The sequence below is a fragment of the Pseudomonas sp. AU11447 genome (genome assembly GCF_001672555.2).
Classification (GTDB): Bacteria; Pseudomonadota; Gammaproteobacteria; order Pseudomonadales; family Pseudomonadaceae; genus Pseudomonas; species Pseudomonas nitroreducens.
The window spans coordinates 128,988-151,206 of record NZ_LZDG02000048.1 but is presented as its reverse complement, the minus strand read 5'-3'; the positions used below and the strand labels follow the sequence as shown (position 1 = coordinate 151,206).

The window sequence follows — 22,219 nt, the reverse complement described above, 5'->3', positions numbered from 1 at the left end:
CCGCTGTCGCCCTTGCGGGCTGTCATGGAGGAATCCGCATGCTGTTGCTCTGGTTACTCGTCCTGATTCTCGGCGTCGCCTGGCTTGCGCACCGCCGCGCTGCGCCGCTCAAGGCCCTCGGCATCGTCGCCGTGTACCTCGTGCTGATGAGCCTGTTCAGCCACGCCCACGGCTGGATGGTGCTGTTCTGGCTGATCTGGGCCGTGGTCGCGGTGACGATTCTCGCCACCGATCTGCGCCGCAGCCTGTTCACCTCGCGGCTGTTCGCCTGGTTCAAGAAGACCCTGCCGCCGATGTCCGAGACCGAACGCGAGGCTATCGAGGCCGGCACGGTCTGGTGGGACGGCCAGCTGTTCAGCGGACGCCCGGACTGGCATACCCTGCTCGCCTACCCCCGCGCGCAGCTGACCGAGGAGGAGCAGGCCTTCGTCGACGGCCCCACCGAACAGCTCTGCGCGATGATCAACGACTACCAGGTCGGCAAGGACATGGACCTGCCGCCCGAGGCCTGGGCCTTCATCAAGGACCAGGGCTTCTTCGGCCTGATCATTCCCAGGGAATACGGCGGCAAGGGCTTCTCCGCCTTCGCCCACTCCCAGGTGGTGATGAAACTCGCCACCCGCAGCGGCGACCTCGCCTCCACCGTGATGGTGCCCAATTCCCTCGGCCCGGCCGAGCTGCTGCTGCACTACGGCACCGACGCCCAGCGCCAGCGCTACCTGCCGCGCCTGGCCACTGGCGCAGAAATCCCCTGCTTCGCCCTCACCAGCCCGCAGGCCGGCTCCGATGCCGGCGGCATGACTGACATCGGCGTAGTCTGCAAGGGCCAGTGGGAAGGCCAGGAAGTCCTCGGCCTGCGCCTGACCTGGGAAAAGCGCTACATCACCCTCGGCCCCGTCGCCACCCTCCTCGGCCTGGCCTTCAAGTGCCATGACCCGGACCACCTGCTGGGCGAGGAAGAAGACCTCGGCATCACCCTGGCGCTGATCCCCACCGACACCGACGGCGTGCAGATCGGCCGCCGCCACGTGCCGCTGGGCGCCGCCTTCATGAACGGCCCCAACTCCGGCAAGGATGTATTCGTGCCGCTGGACTACATCATCGGCGGCCAGGAAATGATCGGCAAAGGCTGGATGATGCTGATGAACTGCCTGTCCGTGGGCCGCTCGATTTCCCTGCCGGCGGTGGGCACCAGCGCCGCCAAGGCCGGCAGCTACGTCAGCGGTCGCTATGCGCAGGTACGCGAGCAGTTCAACGTGCCGCTGTCGGCCTTCGAGGGTATCCAGGAGGCGCTCGCCCGCATCGGCGGCAACGCCTGGCTGATGGACAGCGCGCGCATCCTCACCGCCAACGCCGTGGACCTGGGCGAGAAGCCCTCGGTGCTCTCGGCCATCCTCAAGTACCACCTGACCGAACGCGGCCGCGAGTGCATCGCCCACGCCATGGACATCCACGGCGGCAAGGGCATCATCCTCGGCCCGAACAACTACCTGGGCCGCTCCTGGCAGGCCGCGCCGATCTTCATCACGGTCGAGGGCGCCAACATCCTCTCGCGCAACCTGATGATCTTCGGCCAGGGCGCCATCCGCTGCCATCCCTACGTCCTGAAGGAAATGGAACTGGCCCGCCGCGAGGACCAGGACCAGGCCGAGCGCGAGTTCGACGAACTGCTGCTCGACCACATCGGCTTCGCCGTCAGCAACGCCGCCAGCAGCCTGCTGCTGGGCCTGGGCTTCGGCAGCTTCGACCAGGTGCCGGGCGACCGCGTCAGCCGCCCGTACTATCGCGCGCTCAACCGTCTCGCCGCCTCCTTTGCCCTGCTTGCCGACTTCAGCATGATGATGCTCGGCGGTGAACTGAAGCGCCGCGAGCGCCTGTCGGCGCGCCTGGGCGATGCGCTGAGCCACCTGTACCTGGGCTCCGCCGCGCTCAAGCGCTACCACGACCTGGATAACCCGGATTACCTCCACCCGCTGCTGCGCTGGTCCATGGAGGAAAACCTGGAGAAGGCCGAAGCGGCGTTGGCCGACCTGATCGACAACTTCCCCAACCGTGCCTTCGCCTGCCTGCTGCGGGTGCTCGTGCTGCCGTTGGGCCGCCGCCACCGTGGCCCTGGCGATGCGCTGGATGCCGAGATCGCCGATATCCTCGGCCGCCCGCTGAGCGACCCGGCGCTGCAGGCGATCCTTGCCGGCACCTACCTGCCCAGCGGGGAGGACGATCCGGTCGCCAAGCTCACCACCGCCTACGACCAGCTCGCCGCCGCCGCACCGCTGCAGAAGAAACTGCACAAGGCCCTCAAGGAACACGGCGTTGATCCCAAGCCAGGCCAATCACCCATCGACGCCGCCCGCGAGGCTGGCGTGCTGGAGGCGACCGAGGCTGAAACCCTGCATGCCGCCGAGCGCGCCCGCCGCGCGGTGATCGATGTGGACGACTTCTCCAAGGAGGAACTGGCCGGGAAGACATCCGCCAGCGAGAAGTCGAACAAGGAGAAACCGGCGAGCAAACCGACCACCACCACAGACTGATCCACAGGCTTCACGCATAGGGCGCCTTCGGGCGCCCTTTTTCTTGTCCGACGCAAAGCAATGCCGAGCGCGATGATCAGGTGCACACTGGGGGCAACCCCGTCATGGAGATACCTCCCATGCGCCGACTCCTCCTTCCGCTGCTGGCGATCTTCCTCGTCGGCGCCGCCCAGGCCGATCCCTGGCTCTATCCCAGCCGCCCGCGCCCGGCCGCCACGCCCAGTCCGGTGATCGACCCCATCCAGCAACAGCAGGACAGCCTGCGCCGACAATCCCAATTAAGACAGAACGAACTGGACCGCCAGCGCCTGAACTACGAGGACCAGCGCCTGCAGATGCAGCAGGACAACCTCAAGCGCCAGCAGGACAGCCAGCGCCGCTGGGACGAGCAACGGCGGCAGAGCGACCAGATGATCCAGCGGCAGAAGAGCGAGCTGCAGCAGGACCAACTGCAACAGCAGCAACGCATCCTCGACCAGCAACGCCAGCAGATCGACAACCAGCGCCGGCAGATCCAGATGCGCCCGATCCGCTGATCATCCCCGGCGGCAGCAGGGGCGAAACCCGATATACTCCGCAGCCGTTTGAATACAGCTCCAGAGGAACTCCCATGGCCAGCGCCTATCTCGACCACCACATTGCCCTGCTCAACCACCTGCGCATGATCCTCGGCGCGCTGGGCGAAGCCGAGCAGGTTCCCGAGGACAACCACGGCCTGTTCTTGGAACGTTTCGACGAACTGATGCTGGAATTGCCGCGCGACCCCGAAGGCGCCCAATACCTGGGCCAGGACCTGATCAGCCAGGTCTTCCACCGTTACCCGCAGATCGCCCACCTGGTGCCGCGCGACCTGCTGTGGTTCTTCGGCGGCGACTGCCTGCACTTCATGCCCGACGAAGAACTGCAGATGTACCAGCAGCTCGACGAGCGCCGCTTCGAAGCAGAAGAAAACGGCGAACCCTTCGACTGGAACCGCGAGAAGCAGGTTCTTGCCCTGCCGGACGACTCGCCCAAGCACTGATCCCCGCCTGGCGCGGCGACTGCCGCCGCGCCACGGACGTTCTGTCCAGCGCCCAACGCGTGCGGTTGACAAACTGACAAGGACACCCGGGGTGCCCCGCCCGTAGCCTTTTGTTACTTATTCAAACAAAGGCAGGGAACGTCATGCTCAGCTTCAAGATCTCGCAAGGGGCCCACGACAAGGTCCGCCGCGTCTCCAGCATCATCTGCACCCTTTTCTCCATCGGCTTCGTCGTGGTGATGTGCCTTACCGCCATCGGCGACCACCTGCGCGCAAAACGCATCCTCGCCGACCATTCCGTGGTCAGCGCGCCGCTGGCGCTGGACGAAGTCACCGAGGAGCGCGGCCGTCGCGGGCGCACCAAGGAGATGTACCACTTCACCTACCAGTTCGAAGTGAAGGGCCAGCCCTATATCGGCCGCTTCGACGTGGCCGGTAGCAACGCCGACAAGTACCCCGAAGGTACCGTGCTGAAGATCGCCTACTCCAACGCCGACCCGGCGCACTTCGACCGCCTGGACCGCCTACAGGACCTCTCCGACACCGGCAGCATGTTCACCCGCCTGGGCGTGGGCCTGCTGGGGGCCGCGCTGATCGGCTTCATCATCCACCTGCTGGCCACCCGCCGCCTGTTCGTCCCCCGCGAGGAGCCAGCAGCAGCCTGAGCCGGCACAACGAGAAAAGCCCGCATTCGCGGGCTTTTTTTCATGCCGGGCAGGATCAGCGTTCGGAAGCTTCCCCCTCGACCTCCTCCTTCTGCGGGAACAGCAGGCTCGCCACACTCCCCAGCGCCAGGACTGCCAGCACGACCACCAGACTGGTGTTGGCATCGATGCTGTAGCCGTGATGGAACAGGGCATCCGTGGCATTCAGGCCCAACTTGGCGGCAATGAAGAACAGCAGCACCACCACCGACTTCTCCAGGTGCACAAGGTAGCGCTTGAGCGCTTCAAGCACGAAATACAGCGTCCGCAGCCCGAGGATGGCGAACAGCATGGCCGAGTAGACGATCAGCGGCTCGCGGCTCACTGCGATCACTGCCGGGACCGAGTCGAAGGCAAACAGCACGTCCGACACCTCGACCACCACCAGGCAGAGGAACAGTGGCGTGGCAAACAGCGCGCCCTTGGCGGCCAGGCTGAGGCCCTTGTGCTCCGGCTTGCACACTTCCACCTCGAGCTGCTTGCGCGCCACGAAGAAACGCCCGCCCAGCAGCTTCGGCCAGACCGGGAACAGCTTGCTGGCGAAGCGATAGGCCAGGTGCCGGGAATAGTCCTCCTCGCCGTCATCGTCACCGCCACCCCTGAGCATCATCACGCCGGTCCAGGCGACGATGGCGGCGAAGACGATCTCCACCCACGGGCCGAACGCCAACAACCCCGTACCGATGGCCACGAAGATGGCGCGGAACACGATGGCGCCGATGATGCCCCAGTACAGGACGCGGTGGCGCAGGCCATCCGGCACCTTGAACCAGGCGAAGATGGCGATGAAGACGAACAGATTGTCGACGCTCAGCACCTTTTCCAGCGCATAGCCGGTAAGGAACAGGCTGGCCACCTGGGAACCATGCTGGACGTAAAGGAACCCGGCGAAGCTCAGGGAAATGGCGACCCAGAAGATTGACCAGCCCGCCGCCCCCGCCAGGGAGATGGGTTTGTTGTCGCGGTGGTTCACCATGTCCAGCAGAAGGGCCGCCAGGGCAAGCCCGACAAAGACCGCCACGGTCAACGGGGGGAAACCAATATGTGTCTGTTCCACGATTGCGACTCTCGATAATGAAATGTCGGCCGGATCGATCCGGCCACCGTTCGGATCAGGTGGCGGGACGGGCTGCGCCGATCTTTCGCCGCCAGCGAGGATGGAAGGCCCGCCAATGCGGGTCCTGTGCGGCGCGCAGCAGCGCGTAGTCGCCCTGGGTGTCGCCCCAGGCGCGCAGCCGATAGGCCGTCAGGGGGCCGTACCTGGCCTGCAGGCGCAGCACCTTGTTTTCGGCGCGGCAATTGCCGCCGGCGATGCGGCCGGTGATACGGCCATCGACCACCTCCAGCTCGGTGCCGATCAGCCCTACGCCCAGGCGCTCGGCGAAAGGTCGCAGCACCAGCTCAGGCGACGCCGAGCAAAGAGTCACTTCAGCCCCGGATGCCAGTTCCGCGGCCACGCCGCGCAAACCTTCCGGACGCAGCAGGTAGCCCCAGATGAATCGGCAGTAGGCTTGCGCACGGTTCGCAAGCCACTGCGCATCGATGCCTCCGAGAAAAACCGCGAGGAGGCGCGCCTTGAGGTCATCACGGCTGATCCGGCCCAAGAGAAAAGCCAGGCTCGGCAGCACCATGGCGGGCAGGCGTCGGGCGAATCCAAGCGTGCCGAACGCGTACCAGAGGAACGGCAGGAAGCTGTCATGGCGGGTCAAGGTGCCGTCGAAATCGAATACCGACAGGACACCGCCTCTGCCCGCGCTCGACTGATGCTCATGGCGGCCAGACTCGGGGCGATCCACTGACTCCGACATCCGCGCATGCACCTCACCTCAACGCCCTGCAATCTCCGTCCTCGCCACCGACAGGCGGCACGAACGAGCCTGCTCCATCGCAAACCGATCGAGCGCAGGCATTCTCGGGTACCTGCCTGAGGCGACAAACGAGAATCCCCCCAGGGCTACGTCGGAATTTTCCTCAATACAGGCGCACGGGCGGATTTGCCGGCAGACAGCGAGAAAGCCGTGGGTTTCGGCAGAGCAATGAACGCGGCAGGTGGGACAGGGCTGGCAGCCAGAATTTAGCCCGTAGAGGGATGGCGTGCGGCGGCGGGAAGATTTTCATCGCGCAAACGAAAACGCCGCCCTGAAGGGCGGCGTTTCGATTCTGGAGCGGGAAACGAGACTCGAACTCGCGACCCCGACCTTGGCAAGGTCGTGCTCTACCAACTGAGCTATTCCCGCATCAACTTGCAGTAACCTTCAGCTTGCGCCGCAGGTTAACGAAAACGCCGCCTTGAAAGGCGGCGTTTCGATTTTGGAGCGGGAAACGAGACTCGAACTCGCGACCCCGACCTTGGCAAGGTCGTGCTCTACCAACTGAGCTATTCCCGCATCAACTTGTTGCAACCTTCAGCTTTCGCCGAAGGGTAACGCCATTTCATCTTTCGGTCACTGCCCGAGGCAATGATCGAGAATCTGGAGCGGGAAACGAGACTCGAACTCGCGACCCCGACCTTGGCAAGGTCGTGCTCTACCAACTGAGCTATTCCCGCAATGGCGTCCCCTAGGGGACTCGAACCCCTGTTACCGCCGTGAAAGGGCGGTGTCCTAGGCCACTAGACGAAGGGGACGCGGCCCGGAACTTAACATCTTTCCGACTTCGTCGCTCCGGCTTATTCAGCGTTTCGCGTCGAAGTGGCGCGCATTCTAGGGAGGCTTTGAAGGGTCGTCAACCCTTCAAAGAAATTATTTTTAAATCAAAGACTTCTGGGTAAAAACCGAGCTGCGGCTATCAGCAGTATCACTAAGACATTACACTCGCGGAAAACATCCGGAGCACTCCACGGTGTCGCCAATCGTCATTACGGTCCTGGTTCTCGTCGGTATCGCCCTGCTGGTCGCCATCGGCTACATCAACCATCTGGTGGAAAACCGCAAGCTGGAGCAGGCGCGCCTGAAGGCCGATCTGGCCGACCGCTGCCGGCGCTGCGCCGATGTTTCCGAGTCCCTGCCCGGCCAGTTCATGTCGCCGGCACTGAAGCTGCTGCTCAGCAGCTTCGAACTGAGCCTCAGCGAACGCCTGCTGGCCGTCGACAAGCAGAACGCGGCACTCAGGCAGCGAATAGATGAGCTGCGCGGCCTGGTGGCCAAGGGCGAGTCCATTCCGGTCAAGAATGCGCCACAACCGATCCTCACCGAGGCCAAGGCCAAGGACGTGCGCTTCCTCTTCGAAGCGCTGCATGCCCAACTGACCCGCTGCGCCCAGGACAACATGCTGCCTCGGGTGGAAGCACAGAAGTGGGTCAAGGAAATCCGCCACCTGCTCACCCTCCTCCATATAGAGTTCTTCGGCAATCTCGGCCAGCAGGCACTCCAGCAGGGCCAGCCCCGGCAGGCACGCCTGGCCTTCGAGCGCGGCGCACAGTACCTGCAGAAGCAACCGGAAATCGGCCGCTACCAGGCACAGCTCAAGCAGATGGAAGCCCAACTGGCCCACGCCAACGCCCTGGTACTGGAAACCTCCCAGCCTGCCGTGGATGAGCAGAGCGAACTGGGCGACGGCCTCAAGGCGCTGGATGAAGACGATATCTGGAAGAAGAAGAACCTTTACGACTGATCGACATCACCCCGGCCACCTTCGCCCTAGGAGCCTTGCATGAGCCTCGTCGTCTTCGGCGCCCCGCTGTCCCCCTTCGTTCGCAAAGTCCGCCTGTTCGCGGCCGAGAAAGGCTTCGACTACCAACTGGAGAACGTCAACCCGTTCAACCAGCCGGACTGGTACCGCGAACTCAACCCGCTGCGCCGCGTACCGGCGATCCGCGACGGTGATTTCACCCTCGCCGACTCCAGCGTCATCTGCCATTACCTGGAAGACCGTGACCCGCAACGCGACCCGCTGTGCGGCGCAGGCGCCGAGTCCCGCGCGCGGATCAACTGGCTGGAGAAGTACGCCGACTACGAGCTGGCGCCGCTGACCACTTTCACCGTGTTCCGCAACCGCCTGCTCAAGCCGCTGATGGGCAAGGTCTGCGATGAAGTGGCGGTGAAAGGCGCCATGCAGGAGAAACTTCCCGAACACTTCGACTACCTGGAGAAGTGCCTGGGCCAGCAGCAATGGTTCGTCGACGACCGTTTCAGCCTCGCCGACATCGCCATCGCCTGTCAGCTGGTAAACCTGCGTCACGGCGAGGAAGAACTGGATGCCCAGCGCTGGCCGAAGCTGGCCGCGCACTTCGAGCGCACCCTGGCCCGCCCTGCCCTCGCCGAGATCGTCCAGGGCGAGTTGCAGATCATCGCCAAGATCATGGCCAAGCGCTGATCTTCCTGCATGAACGAAAAAAGCCCCGCCTAGGCGGGGCTTTTTCATGGGCGCGGATCAGCAGTCGGAGAGACGCAGGAAAATCTCCACCAGGCGTTCGATACCCGCCTGGTCTTCCTCACTGAATCGACCAACGCTCGGGCTGTCCAGGTCCAGCACGCCAATCAGGCGACCGTCCTTCACCAAAGGCACGACCAGCTCGCTGTTGGAGGCGCTGTCACAGGCGATGTGGCCGGGGAATGCGTGCACATCTTCGACACGCTGGGTTTCCCGGGTACGCGCCGCAGCGCCGCACACGCCCTTGCTGAAGGGAATGCGCACGCAGGCGACCTTGCCCTGGAACGGGCCGAGTACCAGTTCCTCGTTGCGGTTCAGGTAGAAGCCGGCCCAGTTCAGGTCCGCCAACTCGTTGAACAGGAACGCGGAAAACTGCGAGGCGTTGGCGATGAAATCGCGCTCGTCGGCGAACAGCGACTCCGCCTGGGCGGCGAGCAGCGCGTAGCCGCCAAGGCCGGCACCGGCCTGTTGCAGATCGATCATGGGGTCTCTCCTTCCAGCAATTGTCTGCCCACCCAGTAGCGAGCGAATTGATAGGCACAGCGGCCATTACGGTTGCCGCGCCCGAGCGCCCAGCGGATGGCTTCCTTCTCCAGCGCCTCGTCCCAGGTCCAGGCAGCGAGCCCGGACTTCTGCGCGAGCACCTCGACCCAGTGGCGCACCACGCTGAGGAAGTGCTCCTGGGTGAAGGGATAGAAGGACAACCACAGGCCGAAACGGTCGGACAGGGCGATCTTGTCTTCGACGGCTTCGTTGGGGTGCAACTCGCCATCGACCATCTTCCAGTTCTCGTTGTCACTCTGTTTCTCCGAGACCAGATGGCGACGGTTGGACGTGGCGTAAAGCAACACGTTGTCCGGCGCCTGCTCCAGCGAGCCGTCGAGCACGCTCTTGAGGACGCGGAAATCGCCTTCGCCGGCGTCGAACGACAGGTCGTCGCAGAACAGCACGAAGCGCTGCGGCAGCCCCTGGATCTGCTCGACCACGCGCGGCAGGTCGGCCAGGTGGTCGCGTTCGATCTCGATCAGGCGCAGCCCTTCGCCAGCCAGCTCCGCCAGCAGCGCGCGGACCAGCGAGGACTTGCCGGTGCCTCGGGCGCCCCACAGCAGCGCATGGTTGGCCGGTTGGCCGGCGACGAACTGCCGGGTGTTGCGCGCGAGCTGCTCGCGCTGCCGGTCGACGCCCAGCAGGTCGTCCAGGCGCAGGTCGAGGCTGACCTTGAGCGGTTGCAGGTAGCCGCTGCGGCCGTCGCGATGCCAGCGCGCCGCCAGGCTATGCTGCCAGTCCAGCGTTTCGCGGACGGCGGGCAGCAATGGCTCCAGGCGCGCCATCAGCGCTTCGGCGCGGGCGAGAAAATCGTTCAGACGGGAATCCACGCGGGTCTCCATATTCTTCGACGCGGCTCTTCGGGTTAGGAGCCGGGAATTTCTTCGCCTTCGGGCTATCCCGACAGACGGTTCCGATGGGCTATGCTACGCCGCAGGAAAGCTTCTGCGAGGCGACGCTCCGCAACCATGGATATTGCGCTCACACATCGCCTCTCGTTCAAGCAGGCCAGCCTGACGGTGCTGGTGGCGTTCATCCTGGGCACCTTGCTGAGCCTCATCCAGGTAGGCGTCGATTATGCCAGCCAGGACGCCTCCATCAACCGCGAAGTGCGCGCCCTGCTGGACGTCAGCCACAACCCCGCCGCCCGCATCGCCTACAACATCGACGCCGAACTAGCCCAGGAGCTGGTCGTGGGCCTGCTGCGCTCGCCTGCGGTGATCCGCGCCGAGATCATCGATAACGCCGGCGTGCCCCTGGCCAGCGCCGACCGACCACCGGCGGAAAGCCACCTGCGAGGCCTGAGCGATTTCCTCTTCGGCCAGCAGCGCACCTACGAAGAACCGCTGTTCGTCGAGCATGCCCCGGCAGAATCGCTCGGCGTGCTGCGCCTGGAGATCGACACCTTCGTCTTCGGCAACGACTTCCTGCGCCGCGCCGGGATGACCTTCATTTCCGGCTTCATCCGCAGCCTGATGCTCTCTCTGATCCTGCTGGTGCTCTTCTACGCGCTGCTGACCAAGCCCCTGGTGAGCCTGATCGAAGCCCTGTCCCGCCACGACCCGCGCTCGCCCTCCCGCCTGCGACTGCCCTGCCCGCGCGGCCATGAGCGCGACGAGATCGGTGTGCTGGTGGAGGTCACCAATCGCCAGCTCAACCGCATCTCGGTGGAGATGGAACAGCGCCGCGAGGCGGAGGACCGCCTGACCCAGTACCTGGAAGAACTGGAAAGCATCGTCGCAGCGCGCACCGCCGAATTGAAGGCAGCCAACGCACGCCTGACCCTGTCCAACCAGGAGTTGGAGCAGGCACGCCAGAACGCCCTGGCCATGGCCCAGGCGCGCGGCAGCTTCCTGGCCAACATGAGCCACGAGATCCGCACGCCGCTCAACGGCTTGCTGGGCATGCTCGGCCTGGCGCTGGACGGCCCGCTCACCGCCGAGCAGCGCCAGCAGCTGTCCATCGCCCATGATTCGGGCAAGGTGCTGGTGGACCTGCTCAACGACGTACTCGACCTGTCCAAGTTCGAGGCCGGCCAACTGGAGCTGGAGCAGATCCCCTTCGACCTCGGCACCCTCGTGGAAGACACCGCCAGCCTGCTATCGCAGAACGCCGGCCCCGCCGTGGAACTCACCTGCCTGATCAGCCCGCAGCTGCCGGCCCTGCTTTCCGGCGACCCGACCCGGGTGCGCCAGGTAGTCAGCAACCTGCTGTCCAATGCCCTCAAGTTCACCCGCTTCGGCCGTGTGGATGTCCGCGTCGATCCTCTGGACCATGGCGTGCGCATCAGCGTCCGCGACACCGGCATCGGCGTGGCGCCCGAGGCCTTGCAGAAAATCTTCCAGCCCTTCACCCAAGCCGACGCCGGCATCGCCCGCCAGTATGGCGGCACCGGGCTGGGCCTGGCGCTGACGCGCAAGCTCTGTGAGGCCATGCAAGGCGAGCTGAGCGTCACCTCCGAACCGGGCCTGGGCAGCGAGTTCGCCGTCACCCTGCCCCTGACGACACTGGAACCCGCACAACCGCTGGCGCAGCTGAACGGCAAGCTGATCGTGCAGTGTGCCGCCAGCAGCGGGCTGGCCGCGCTGCTGCAGAGCTGGCTGCCGGCATGGGGTGTGGACTACCAGCGCCTGGACATCGACGCCAGCCTGGCCGGAGTTGAGCTGGACGCGCTGCTCTCGGATTGCCCGGACTGCCTGATCGGCCTGCGCCAGAACGTCACCAAGCCGGTGTTGCTGGTGACGGCCTACGGTAACTTCCTCGAGCCCGACATGGCCCAACGCCTGACGCCCTTGCGGCAGCTGGCGCGCCCGCTGTCACGCGCCGTGCTCTACCAGGCACTGAAACAGGCTTTCGAGCACCAGCCACTGCCCACGGCAAAAGCGCCGGGCACTGCGGCACCGGAGCAATTCTCCGCCCGCGTACTGCTGGTGGAGGACAACCCGGTCAACCAACTGGTCGCGCGTGGCCTGTTGCAGAAACTGGGGTGCCAGGTGGGCATCGCCAACAATGGCGAGGAGGCGTTGCAGCAGCTCGCCAGCGCCGAATTCGACCTGGTGCTGATGGACTGCAACATGCCGGTGATGGACGGCTATCAGGCCACCCGCGAGATCCGCGAGAGCGGCCGCTGGCCGGGCCTGCCGGTGATCGCCCTGACCGCCAATGCCCTGCCGGACGAGCGCGAACGCTGTCGTGCCGCCGGCATGGACGATTACCTCGCCAAGCCCTTCCACCGCGACGAGCTGGCCGCCATCCTCGAGCGCTGGGCCGGCCCCCGGTCGCGCGGCTGACTCAGGCGTCCAGCTGGGTCAATTGCCGCAGCAGGCCGTCCAACTGCTCGCGCAGGCCATCGGTGACGCTCAGGTCGATCCCACTGCGGCACAGCAGTTCCTCCCGCAGCGGCAGCACCTTCTCGCGCAATGCAGCCCCCTCCGCCGTCAGGCCCAGGTGCACCTCACGCTCGTCATGCTGCGCGCGACGGCGCTGCACCAGGCCCAGTTGCTCCAGGCGCTTGAGCAGCGGCGTGAGGGTGCCGGAGTCAAGCATCAGCCGCTCGCCCAGGGCCTTCACCGAAGGCTGTTCCGGCGGCTCGGCCTGCCACTCCCAGAGCACCAGCATGGCCAGGTACTGCGGGTAGGTCAGGCCGAGCGCTTCGAGCATCGGCCGGTAGCCACGGATCACCGCGCGGGACACGGCGTACAGGCGGAAGCACAGCTGGTTGTCCAGTTGCAGCTCTACGGGCAGCGATACCGCGTCTTTCATCACAGCAGCGCTTCGATCTCGGCGGATAGTTGCTCGGGCTTGGTGGTCGGGGCAAAGCGCTTGATCACCTTGCCATCCTGGCCGATGAGGAACTTGGTGAAGTTCCACTTGATGCCCTGGCTGCCCAGCAGGCCCGGCGCGCGCTTCTTCAGTTGCACATAAAGCGGGTGGGCCTCGGCGCCGTTGACGTCGATCTTCTTGAATAGCGGGAAGCTCACGCCGAAATTCAACTCGCAGAACTGGGTGATTTCCCCTTCGTTACCGGGCTCCTGCTTGCCGAACTGATTGCAGGGGAAACCGAGTACCACCAGGCCCTTGTCCTTGTACTGCCGCCAGAGCTTCTCCAGCCCCTTGTACTGCGGAGTGAAGCCGCACTGGCTGGCGGTATTCACCACCAGCAACGCCTTGCCGCCGAAATCGGCGAGGGTCTTCTGTTCGCCCTTGATGGTGGTCACGGGAATGTTCAGCAGTGCATCGCTCATTGGACATGGCTCCGGGGAAAAGTGGGAAATTCAAGAATAGTGATCAATTAAATTGCGTGCAATTCAATTGATCACGAACCATCCACTGAATGCCCCACCATAACCCTGTAGGAGCGAGCTTGCTCGCGAACGAATGTCCGGCGGCAATCGAACTGGGCGGGTTCGCGAGCAAGCTCGCTCCTACAAGAAGCAAAAAAAGCCCGCTCGGTGGCGGGCCTTGAGGTCACTCTTTAGGCACCAATTTCAACGATGCCGAATTGATGCAGTAGCGCAGCCCGGTCGGCCGCGGGCCGTCGGGGAAGACGTGGCCCAGGTGCGAATCGCACTTGCCGCAGCGTACTTCGATGCGGTGCATGCCATGGCTGAAGTCTTCCAACTCCTTCACCACCTCGCCGTTGACCGGCTGGAAGTAGCTCGGCCAGCCGCTGCCGGAGTCGTACTTGGCGTCGGAATCGAACAGCGCGGTACCGCAGCACACGCAGTGGTAGATGCCGGGTGTCTTGGTGTCGTGGTATTCGCCGGTGAAGGCGCGCTCGGTGCCGCCCAGACGGCAGACATGGAACTGCTCGTCGGTGAGTTCGTCACGCCAGGAATCCAGGGGCTTTTCCAGCTTTTCCATCGATCTGCCTCCATTAATGGAAAAAATGCCCGATGCCTCCTTTTCCGGGAATCGGGCCGCACGTATGATGCGCGTGGTTAACGTCAGGTTCAGAATCTGCCGCACAGAGACATTCTCGCGATAGAAAAGCCTTAAAAACTCTACTTTTTCGAGAAATTCACTGTTTTCCTGTCGATTTTCAGGGTCGATACCAGGGAAAAGCACTTCCGAACCCATCATTTGACGCCAGTCTGTCACCCGCGTTACAGCCTGCCAAGTCGCCGGCCGCGGACTATTTCGGAATCCCAGATCATGCAGGTCACCAAATCGAACAAGCTCGCCAACGTCTGCTACGACATTCGCGGGCCCGTGCTCAAGCACGCCAAACGCCTGGAAGAGGAAGGCCATCGCATCCTCAAGCTGAACATCGGCAACCCGGCGCCGTTCGGTTTCGAGGCGCCGGACGAAATCCTCCAGGACGTCATCCGCAACCTGCCCACCGCCCAGGGCTACAGCGACTCCAAGGGCCTGTTCAGCGCGCGCAAGGCAGTAATGCAGTACTACCAGCAGAAGCAGGTGGAAGGCGTCGGCATCGAGGACATCTACCTGGGCAACGGCGTGTCCGAGCTGATCGTCATGGCCCTGCAGGCGCTACTCAACAACGGTGACGAGGTGCTGATTCCGGCGCCCGACTACCCGCTGTGGACCGCCTCGGTCGCCCTCTCCGGCGGCAAGCCGGTGCACTATCTCTGCGACGAGCAGGCCGGCTGGTTCCCCGACGTCGCCGACATGAAGGCGAAGATCACCAGCAATACCAAGGCCCTGGTGCTGATCAACCCGAACAACCCCACCGGCGCGGTCTACTCGAAGGAAGTGCTGCTGGACATCGTCGAGCTGGCGCGCCAGCACAACCTGGTGATCTTCTCCGACGAGATCTACGACAAGATCCTCTACGACGAGGCCCAGCACATCTCCACCGCGTCGCTGGCGCCGGACGTGCTCTGCCTGACCTTCAACGGCCTGTCCAAGTCCTACCGCGTGGCCGGCTTCCGCTCCGGCTGGATCGCCATCTCCGGCCCCAAGCACAAGGCACAGAGCTATATCGAGGGCCTGGATATCCTCGCCAACATGCGCCTGTGCGCCAACGTGCCGAGCCAGCACGCGATCCAGACGGCGCTGGGCGGCTACCAGAGCATCAATGACCTGGTCTTGCCGGGCGGCCGGCTGCTGGAGCAGCGCAACCGCGCCTGGGAACTGCTCAACGACATTCCCGGCGTCAGCTGCGTGAAACCCATGGGCGCGCTCTACGCGTTCCCGCGCATCGACCCGAAGGTCTGCCCGATCCACAACGACGAGAAGTTCGTCCTCGATCTGCTGCTTTCCGAGAAGTTGCTCATCGTTCAGGGCACCGCCTTCAACTGGCCCTGGCCGGATCACTTCAGGGTCGTTACCCTGCCTCGACTCGATGACCTGGAACAGGCCATCGGACGTATCGGCAACTTCCTGAAAAGCTATCGCCAATAAATCATCGCCAGTGAACTGATGGATCTGCAGATCGACGACTTCTACAAGGACGCAGCCGGCGGCCTGCTGACGCTCTACCAGGCCTTCCCGCGCAAGATCGCCCTCTACGTCGAGGACCTGATCGGCCGGGAAGAGCCCGACGAATTCGGCCTGCCCAGCATCCGCCACCAGAGCTGTCTGGGCGCGCTGCTGTGGTTGGCCGAAGAAGGCTACCTGCGCTTCGAGGCAACCATTCGTTACGAAGCATTGGACCAGGCGGTGCTCAGCGAAAAAGCCTTCCTGCGCCTGACCCGCCTCGTCCCCCATGCCGTGCGCGACGACCAGGAACTGCCGCCCAGCGTGCGCCGCGACCAGGCCACGCTGGCCAACCAGTTGCGTGAAGCACTGGCCAGCCGGCACGGGGAACGCATCGCCCGGCTGACCCGTCTACTCTTCGAGAGCGACCTGGGGCGCCCGTAGCCCGGGCAGGCGACACAAGTTGAAATAGTCCCCGAGTTGAATCGCCTGGGGGCCATCCGTATATACCCCGCATACTATTCAGCGATCCCGAGCGCGTTGCGCCCGGCGATCCGGAAAGCCGCATTCCAAGGCGGCTTTCGCCCCGTCACCGTGAGGAGAAGCTTTACGCCATGATGCGCATCCTGTTGTTCCTGGCCACCAACCTGGCAGTTCTGGTGATCGCCAGCATCACCCTGAAATTGCTCGGCGTGGACCGATTCACCGGCCAGAATTACGGTAGCCTTCTGATTTTCTGTGCCGTCTTCGGCTTCGCCGGCTCCCTGGTTTCGCTGTTCATCTCCAAGTGGATGGCGAAGATGAGTACCGGCACCGAGATCATCAGCCAGCCACGCACCCGTCACGAACAGTGGCTGCTGCAGACCGTGGAAGAGCTGTCCCGCGAAGCCGGCATCAAGATGCCGGAAGTGGGTATCTTCCCCGCCTACGAGGCCAACGCCTTCGCCACCGGCTGGAACCGCAATGACGCGCTGGTCGCGGTCAGCCAGGGCCTGCTGGAGCGCTTCTCGCCTGAGGAAGTGAAAGCCGTACTCGCCCACGAGATCGGCCACGTGGCCAACGGCGACATGGTCACCCTGGCGCTGATCCAGGGTGTGGTGAACACCTTCGTGATGTTCTTCGCGCGCATCTTCGGCAACTTCGTCGACAAGGTGATCCTGAAGAACGAAGACGGCCCGGGCATCGGCTACTTCGTCGCGACCATCTTCGCCGAGCTGGTCCTGGGCATCCTCGCCAGCATCATCGTCATGTGGTTCTCGCGCAAACGCGAATACCGCGCCGACGAAGCCGGCGCCCGCCTCGCCAGCACCGGTGCGATGATCGCCGCCCTGCAACGCCTGCGCGCCGAACAGGGTGTGCCGGTGCAGATGCCCGACTCGCTGCAGGCCTTCGGTATCAACGGCAATCTCAAGCATGGCCTCGCCGGCCTGTTCATGAGCCACCCGCCGCTGGAAGACCGTATCGAAGCCCTGCGCGCCGCCGGCCGCTAAGCTTCGACGCGACAAAAAAGGGCGACCCTCGGGTCGCCCTTTTTCATACCTGCGATTCAGCCCCGACGGAGCGTGAACACCACTTCGTCCAGATGACCGACGCCACGCTTGAGAAACTTCGGGTTCTCCGCCAACACATCGAGGCGCTCCACCTCCGTCACCTCCCAGTCCTCGGCGAAGAGCTCGTGCACTTCCGTCGCCAGCACGGCGAACGGTGGGCCATCCATCTCGGCCTGCGGGTATTCCAGGGTCACCAGCAGCCCGCGCGAGCGAGGCGGCAGGATGCGCTGCAGATGGCCCGCATAGTCGGCACGCAGGCCCGGCGGCAAGGCGATCAGCGCCGCGCGGTCGTACAGCGCGCTGCACCCCGCCACCTGTTCAGCGGTGACATTGAAAAAATCGCCCTGGAGAATCTCCAGGCGCTCGAAGCTGTAGCGGCGCAGCGCGCCATCCTCGGTGACCTGCGGAGTGACACCCAGCTCGGTGAAGAAGTCGACGGCGGCGCGCTCGGCCAGTTCGACTCCCAGCACGCGATATCCCCATTGGGCCAGCCAGAGCATGTCCAGGCTCTTGCCGCATAGCGGCACCAGCACCTGCGACTCCTCGGGCAACCCCAGGCCCGGCCAGTTGCGCTGCAGGCCAGGGTTCACCGACTGCTGATGGAAACCGATTTCATTGCGCGCCCAGCGCGACTGCCAGAACTCATGCTGCATAGATCACCTGCTCAAACACTGCGCAAAGCGCGGGGCAACAGCCAGCGCCACCAGGCGCCGCGCCGCTCGCGCTGACTTTCTCCGGCCTCGAGGATCTTCAGCCGCACCTGATCACCGCGGACCCGCTGCACGCAGATTTCGGTGCCGTCCTCCAGACGGAGGCAGTCGCCGATCTCGAGCATCAGGACTTGTTCGCCTTGCTGCATAGCTGAATTCGCCATCTGTTTCGGAAATTTCCGCAAACTCTAACGCATAGTCCGACTGACATCCCCTCAAAGCGTCTTATGGCGGCTGGCTCCGCCACTCTGCAACCCAGTTGGCACTTTTGCAGCGAGGCATCCAGCGGGAGACACCGAGTTAAACATCGATTTTGGCGATCATTAAATTCAAAAACCTATACTGGATTTCGATCTTTGAGCGCGTGAACATAGAGGCATTCAAGTAGCGAGGTTCGCCATGCTCCCTGCCCTCTTCATCTCCCACGGCTCCCCCATGCTGGCTCTGGACCCCGGCGCCAGCGATGCCCCCCTGAAACGTCTGGCTCGCGAATTGCCGCGCCCCAAGGCCATTCTGGTGGTTTCCGCTCACTGGGAAACGCCCGACCTGCGCATCACCGCTTCGCCCATGCCGGACACCTGGCACGACTTCTACGGCTTTCCGCCCGAGCTCTACGCCGTTCAGTACCCGGCCGCCGGCTCGCCGGAGCTGGCGCAGCGGGTCGCTGAACTGCTGGCCGAGGCTGGCCTGCCTGCCACCCTGGACCCCGAACGCCCGCTGGACCACGGCGCCTGGGTGCCGCTGAGCCTGATGTACCCGGAAGCCGATATCCCCGTCGTGCAATTGTCCCTGCCCAGCCGCCTTGGCGCCCCCATGCAGCACCGGGTCGGCGCTGCCCTGCGCAAACTGCGCGATGAAGGCATCCTGCTGATCGGCTCAGGCAGCATCACCCACAACCTGGGCGAACTGGACTGGCACGCAGGCCCCGAGGTGATCACCCCCTGGGCCAAGGCGTTCCGCGACTGGATGGTGGCGCGGCTGGAAGCCGACGACGAAGCCGCCTTGTTCGACTATCGCCGGCAGGCTCCCTACGCGGTACGCAACCACCCACGCGACGAGCACCTGCTGCCGCTGTACTTCGCCCGTGGCGCCGGCGGTTCGGCGATGACGGTGGAGCACGCCGGCTTCACGCTTGGCGCGCTGGGGATGGATATCTACCGCTTCGACTAAGTCTGCAGCGCCTTTTGTAGGAGCGAGCTTGCTCGCGAACCGCCCAACTCCGAAGCTGCCGCGAGAAGCTCGCTCCTACAGATCTGAACCGGGTAAATACCGGAAACGAAAAAGCCCCGCCAAGGCGGGGCTTTTTCATTCACGAGTGACTGACGAATCAGTCTTCGCGATAACGACGCAGGCGCAGGGCCTTGCCGGCAACGCGGGTGTCCTTGAGCTTGGTCAGCAGACGCTCGAGGTTCTCTTCCGGCAGCTCGATCAGGCTGAAGGTCTCGCGGATCTGGATACGGCCGATGGCCTCGCGGGACAGGCCGCCCTCGTTGAGGATGGCGCCCAGCAGGTTCTTCGCCTGCACGCCATCACGGGCGCCCAGGGCGGTACGGCAGCGGGCCTTGCCTTCCGACGGCGGAGCCATGGTGCGGGGCGCACCGCTACGCTCCGGACGGTCGCCGCGCTCGGGGCGATCGCCACGTTCGCTGCGCTCGTAACGGTCACCGCTGCGCTCGCGCGGGGCGGCCGGGGTCAGCGGCTGTTCGCGGCGGACCGATTCCAGGTCCAGCGCCTTGCCTTCGGTGAGCTTGGCCAGCAGCACGGCGGCCAGGGTGTCCATGTCGGTACCCAGGCGGCGGCACAGCTCGTCGCGCACGGCGCCACGGTTGGCCACGGCGTTGGCCAGCAGCGGTTGCAGGCCGGTGGCCAGGCGATTCAGGCGGGCTTCCAGCACGGTCTCGGCGTCCGGCAGGCGAACTTCGCCGACCTTCTGCCCGGTCACACGCTCGATCACCTGCAGCATGCGGCGCTCGCGCGGAGTCACCAGCAGCAGGGCGCGACCCTCGCGGCCGGCACGGCCGGTACGGCCGATACGGTGCACGTAGGATTCCGGATCGTAGGGCATGTCCACGTTCAGTACGTGGGTGATGCGCGCTACGTCCAGGCCGCGAGCGGCAACGTCGGTGGCGATGACGATGTCCAGCGAGCCATCCTTCAGGGACTCGATCACGCGCTCACGCTGCGCCTGCGGCATATCGCCGTTCAGCGCGGCGGCACGGTAGCCCTGGCGCTCGAGCAGCTCGGCGATATCCAGGGTGGCCTGCTTGGTGCGGACGAAGCCGATCAGGGCGTCGAACTGTTCGACTTCCAGCAGACGCAGGATCGACGCCGGCTTCTGGTCGGCGTGGACCATCAGGTGCACCTGCTCGATGCGGGCGACGGTCTGGGTCTTGGCGGCGATGCGGACGTGCTTGGGTTCTTTCAGGTGGCGTTCGGCGATGCTGCGGATCGAAGCCGGCAGGGTCGCGGAGAACAGCACGCTCTGACGGCTGGACGGCATGGCTTCGAAGATTACTTCGAGGTCATCCATGAAGCCGAGCTTGAGCATTTCGTCCGCTTCGTCGAGGACCAGGCTCTTGACGGTGGACAGCAGATTTTCGTCACGGCGCAGGTGGTCGCACAGGCGGCCCGGGGTGGCGACCACGACCTGGGCGCCCTGGCGCAGGGCCTTGAGCTGCGGGCCCATGGGGGCACCACCGTAGACGGCAATGACGCCGACGCCCGGCATCTGCTTGGAGTAGGTCTCGAAAGCGGTGGCAACCTGCAGGGCCAGTTCGCGAGTCGGAACCAGCACCAGCACCTGCGGGACACGGCGGCTGGGTTCGATCTGCGAAAGCAACGGCAGCGCGAACGCGGCAGTCTTGCCGGTACCGGTCTGGGCCTGGCCGATCATGTCGTGGCCTTCGAGGATCACCGGGATCGACTGGGCCTGGATCGGCGACGGCTCTTCATAACCGACAGCGGCAATGGCAGCGAGAACATTGGGGTGAAGACCGAGCGCGGCGAAGCCGGCGGTTTCCTGGGTCATGGGTTTTGCCTCTAAGTACATCCGCAAAGACCCAATAGCCGAGCTGCGCATGCCCTGTACGACGATAAAGTCACCCAGGCAGCTGGAAGCGGGGATTTGCGAAATGAAGATTGGAAGAATGCGTCAAGGAAGTCCGCACAGCGGACGCACAGCCCGAGCGTGAAAGCTGCGGAAAAATGCGGGATCCGAAACGAGGCCAGCGTTTGGCCGGCGCGTATCATACCGGAAAATCCTGACCGATGTGTTTCTTTTCGGAACACGACCGGCGAACGGTCGTCCCGTGGACAACCCCGTCCCTGCCGGCTATACCGTGCAAGCCACCCGACCGGAGCCCGCCAATGACCGCCAGCAGCGAACCGCGCATCACTGTCGAACGCCATGAGCACGTCCTGCTGCTGGGCCTGAACCGGGTCGAGAAGCGCAACGCCTTCGACCTGGAGATGCTGACCCAACTGGTACTGGCCTTCGGCGAGTACGAGCGCGACGACGATCTGCGCTGCGCGCTGGTGTTCGCCCACGGCGACCACTTCACCGCCGGCCTGGACCTGGCCAGTATCGGCGAGACCTTCCGCACCGGCTGGAGCATGCCGGAAGGCTCGGCCGACCCCTGGGGTACCTTCGGCGGGCGGCGCCTGACCAAGCCTTTGCTGGTCGCCGCGCAGGGCTACTGCTTCACCCTGGGCATCGAATTGATGCTCGCCGCCGACATCAACCTCTGCGCCAGCAACGCGCGCTTCGCCCAACTCGAAGTGCAGCGCGGCATTTTTCCCTTCGGCGGGGCCACTTTGCGCATGCATCAGGTGGCCGGCTGGGGCAACGCGATGCGCTGGCTGCTGACCGGCGACCCCTTCGATGCGCACGAGGCCTATCGCATAGGCCTGGTGCAGGAGGTCACCGCGCCGGAAGAGCTGATGCCCCGCGCCCTCTGGCTGGCCCAGCGCGTTGCCGCCCAGGCACCGCTGGGCATCCGCGCCACCCTGGCCTCGGCTCGGAGAAGCCTCGACGAAGGCGAGGAGGCAGCTGCAAGACTGCTGCCGGCCATGGCCAGCGAACTGCTCTCCACCGAGGACGCGAAAGAGGGTTTGAATGCCATGCTGGAACGCCGCGAGGGTCGATTTCTGGGCAAATGAACGCTCGCGGAAAAAGCAAAACGGAACCATCGTGCGAAAAGCGCTATATCCAAGGTATTAAAATCCCCTGACGGGCGGTCCTAATCCTTTAGTTTTCACTTTGAAATCAGATAGTTAAAAGTCACAAAACGACTATATACAAGTTCCAATTTCGCGCCTGAAAACAAACCTCTAGAACTGACTCCAGAGCAGCTCAGCGACGCGCCGGATACCGACCGGGCAGCCCGCTGACTGACGTTCTCATGGA

21 protein-coding genes, 4 tRNA genes and 1 pseudogene are annotated in these 22,219 nt (G+C 64.3%); 12 read left to right on the top strand and 14 right to left on the bottom strand.

Annotated features, from left to right (window positions below; genetic code table 11):
* Positions 1 to 38: 38 nt before the first annotated feature.
* From A6723_RS18405 to A6723_RS18390, 4 genes are all read left to right on the top strand, one after another.
* Entirely contained in the window at positions 39 to 2,531 is a 2,493-nt protein-coding gene (locus A6723_RS18405; RefSeq protein WP_054911017.1) for an acyl-CoA dehydrogenase, read from the top strand.
* Positions 2,532 to 2,650: 119 nt separating this feature from the next.
* Entirely contained in the window at positions 2,651 to 3,067 is a 417-nt protein-coding gene (locus tag A6723_RS18400; protein ID WP_054911016.1) for a PA2816 family glutamine-rich protein, read from the top strand.
* A 74-nt stretch (positions 3,068 to 3,141) separates the two neighbouring features.
* Positions 3,142 to 3,552: a PA2817 family protein gene (locus A6723_RS18395; RefSeq protein ID WP_024763871.1), complete on the top strand. Its 411-nt coding sequence runs from the start codon at positions 3,142 to 3,144 to the stop codon at positions 3,550 to 3,552.
* 143 nt (positions 3,553 to 3,695) lie between these two features.
* The gene (locus A6723_RS18390; RefSeq protein ID WP_054911015.1) at positions 3,696 to 4,217 is read left to right on the top strand and encodes a DUF3592 domain-containing protein; all 522 of its coding nucleotides are present in this window, start codon (positions 3,696 to 3,698) and stop codon (positions 4,215 to 4,217) included.
* Between the two features lie 55 nt (positions 4,218 to 4,272).
* Here A6723_RS18390 and A6723_RS18385 read toward each other — a convergent pair whose 3' ends face one another.
* The 6 genes from A6723_RS18385 to A6723_RS18360 form a co-directional block, all read right to left on the bottom strand.
* A complete protein-coding gene (locus A6723_RS18385; RefSeq protein WP_054911014.1) occupies positions 4,273 to 5,313 on the bottom strand; it encodes a TerC/Alx family metal homeostasis membrane protein in 1,041 nt (346 codons plus the stop codon).
* Positions 5,314 to 5,368: 55 nt separating this feature from the next.
* Positions 5,369 to 6,064, bottom strand: coding sequence for an HAD-IB family phosphatase (locus A6723_RS18380; protein ID WP_082450919.1), 696 nt, complete (start codon positions 6,062 to 6,064; stop codon positions 5,369 to 5,371).
* Between the two features lie 353 nt (positions 6,065 to 6,417).
* A tRNA-Gly gene (locus tag A6723_RS18375) sits at positions 6,418 to 6,493 on the bottom strand.
* Positions 6,494 to 6,567: 74 nt separating this feature from the next.
* A tRNA-Gly gene (locus A6723_RS18370) sits at positions 6,568 to 6,643 on the bottom strand.
* 85 nt (positions 6,644 to 6,728) lie between these two features.
* Positions 6,729 to 6,804, bottom strand: a tRNA-Gly gene (locus A6723_RS18365).
* A 2-nt stretch (positions 6,805 to 6,806) separates the two neighbouring features.
* Positions 6,807 to 6,882 (bottom strand) — tRNA-Glu (locus tag A6723_RS18360).
* A gap of 215 nt (positions 6,883 to 7,097) precedes the next feature.
* Here A6723_RS18360 and A6723_RS18355 point away from each other — a divergent pair.
* A complete protein-coding gene (locus tag A6723_RS18355; RefSeq protein ID WP_054911013.1) occupies positions 7,098 to 7,868 on the top strand; it encodes a hypothetical protein in 771 nt (256 codons plus the stop codon).
* Positions 7,869 to 7,907: 39 nt separating this feature from the next.
* Positions 7,908 to 8,570, top strand: a complete 663-nt coding sequence (locus A6723_RS18350; RefSeq protein ID WP_054911012.1) for a glutathione S-transferase family protein — start codon at positions 7,908 to 7,910, stop codon at positions 8,568 to 8,570.
* Between the two features lie 57 nt (positions 8,571 to 8,627).
* Here A6723_RS18350 and A6723_RS18345 read toward each other — a convergent pair whose 3' ends face one another.
* Both A6723_RS18345 and A6723_RS18340 read right to left on the bottom strand, forming a co-directional pair.
* Positions 8,628 to 9,110 (bottom strand): GAF domain-containing protein, encoded by a 483-nt coding sequence (locus A6723_RS18345; RefSeq protein ID WP_054911011.1) that lies wholly within the window; start codon positions 9,108 to 9,110, stop codon positions 8,628 to 8,630.
* Positions 9,107 to 10,003 carry an ATP-binding protein gene (locus A6723_RS18340; protein ID WP_064979843.1) on the bottom strand — a complete coding sequence of 299 codons (897 nt, stop codon included), beginning with the start codon at positions 10,001 to 10,003 and terminating at the stop codon, positions 9,107 to 9,109. Before A6723_RS18340 ends, A6723_RS18345 begins: the two co-directional genes overlap by 4 nt.
* Before the next feature lie 93 nt (positions 10,004 to 10,096).
* On the opposite strand from A6723_RS18340, the gene A6723_RS18335 reads away from it, so the two are divergent.
* The gene (locus A6723_RS18335; RefSeq protein WP_054909670.1) at positions 10,097 to 12,463 is read left to right on the top strand and encodes an ATP-binding protein; all 2,367 of its coding nucleotides are present in this window, start codon (positions 10,097 to 10,099) and stop codon (positions 12,461 to 12,463) included.
* 1 nt (position 12,464) lies between these two features.
* On the opposite strand, the gene A6723_RS18330 is transcribed toward A6723_RS18335, so the two are convergent.
* From A6723_RS18330 to msrB, 3 genes are all read right to left on the bottom strand, one after another.
* Positions 12,465 to 12,935, bottom strand: coding sequence for a MarR family winged helix-turn-helix transcriptional regulator (locus tag A6723_RS18330; protein ID WP_054909671.1), 471 nt, complete (start codon positions 12,933 to 12,935; stop codon positions 12,465 to 12,467).
* On the bottom strand, positions 12,935 to 13,417 hold the full coding sequence (locus A6723_RS18325) for a glutathione peroxidase (protein WP_017516977.1): 483 nt from the start codon (positions 13,415 to 13,417) through the stop codon (positions 12,935 to 12,937). Before A6723_RS18325 ends, A6723_RS18330 begins: the two co-directional genes overlap by 1 nt.
* 223 nt (positions 13,418 to 13,640) lie before the next feature.
* A complete protein-coding gene (gene msrB / locus A6723_RS18320; protein ID WP_037014221.1) occupies positions 13,641 to 14,036 on the bottom strand; it encodes a peptide-methionine (R)-S-oxide reductase MsrB in 396 nt (131 codons plus the stop codon).
* Between the two features lie 291 nt (positions 14,037 to 14,327).
* On the opposite strand from msrB, the gene A6723_RS18315 reads away from it, so the two are divergent.
* From A6723_RS18315 to htpX, 3 genes are all read left to right on the top strand, one after another.
* Positions 14,328 to 15,539 carry a pyridoxal phosphate-dependent aminotransferase gene (locus A6723_RS18315; RefSeq protein WP_024766955.1) on the top strand — a complete coding sequence of 404 codons (1,212 nt, stop codon included), beginning with the start codon at positions 14,328 to 14,330 and terminating at the stop codon, positions 15,537 to 15,539.
* Positions 15,540 to 15,557: 18 nt separating this feature from the next.
* Entirely contained in the window at positions 15,558 to 15,998 is a 441-nt protein-coding gene (locus A6723_RS18310) for a hypothetical protein (protein WP_054909672.1), read from the top strand.
* A 170-nt stretch (positions 15,999 to 16,168) separates the two neighbouring features.
* Entirely contained in the window at positions 16,169 to 17,044 is an 876-nt protein-coding gene (gene htpX, locus A6723_RS18305) for a protease HtpX (protein WP_054909673.1), read from the top strand.
* Between the two features lie 56 nt (positions 17,045 to 17,100).
* On the opposite strand, the gene A6723_RS18300 is transcribed toward htpX, so the two are convergent.
* Positions 17,101 to 17,757, bottom strand: a complete 657-nt coding sequence (locus tag A6723_RS18300; protein WP_054909674.1) for a thiopurine S-methyltransferase — start codon at positions 17,755 to 17,757, stop codon at positions 17,101 to 17,103.
* Positions 17,758 to 17,768: 11 nt separating this feature from the next.
* A complete protein-coding gene (locus A6723_RS32160; protein WP_157837676.1) occupies positions 17,769 to 17,939 on the bottom strand; it encodes a hypothetical protein in 171 nt (56 codons plus the stop codon).
* A 274-nt stretch (positions 17,940 to 18,213) separates the two neighbouring features.
* On the opposite strand from A6723_RS32160, the gene A6723_RS18290 reads away from it, so the two are divergent.
* Entirely contained in the window at positions 18,214 to 18,984 is a 771-nt protein-coding gene (locus tag A6723_RS18290; RefSeq protein ID WP_054909675.1) for a class III extradiol ring-cleavage dioxygenase, read from the top strand.
* Between the two features lie 157 nt (positions 18,985 to 19,141).
* Here A6723_RS18290 and A6723_RS18285 read toward each other — a convergent pair.
* Positions 19,142 to 20,877, bottom strand: a pseudogene (locus A6723_RS18285) (DEAD/DEAH box helicase).
* 303 nt (positions 20,878 to 21,180) lie between these two features.
* Here A6723_RS18285 and A6723_RS18280 point away from each other — a divergent pair.
* On the top strand, positions 21,181 to 21,972 hold the full coding sequence (locus tag A6723_RS18280) for a crotonase/enoyl-CoA hydratase family protein (RefSeq protein WP_054909677.1): 792 nt from the start codon (positions 21,181 to 21,183) through the stop codon (positions 21,970 to 21,972).
* The last annotated feature ends 247 nt before the right edge of the window (positions 21,973 to 22,219 follow it).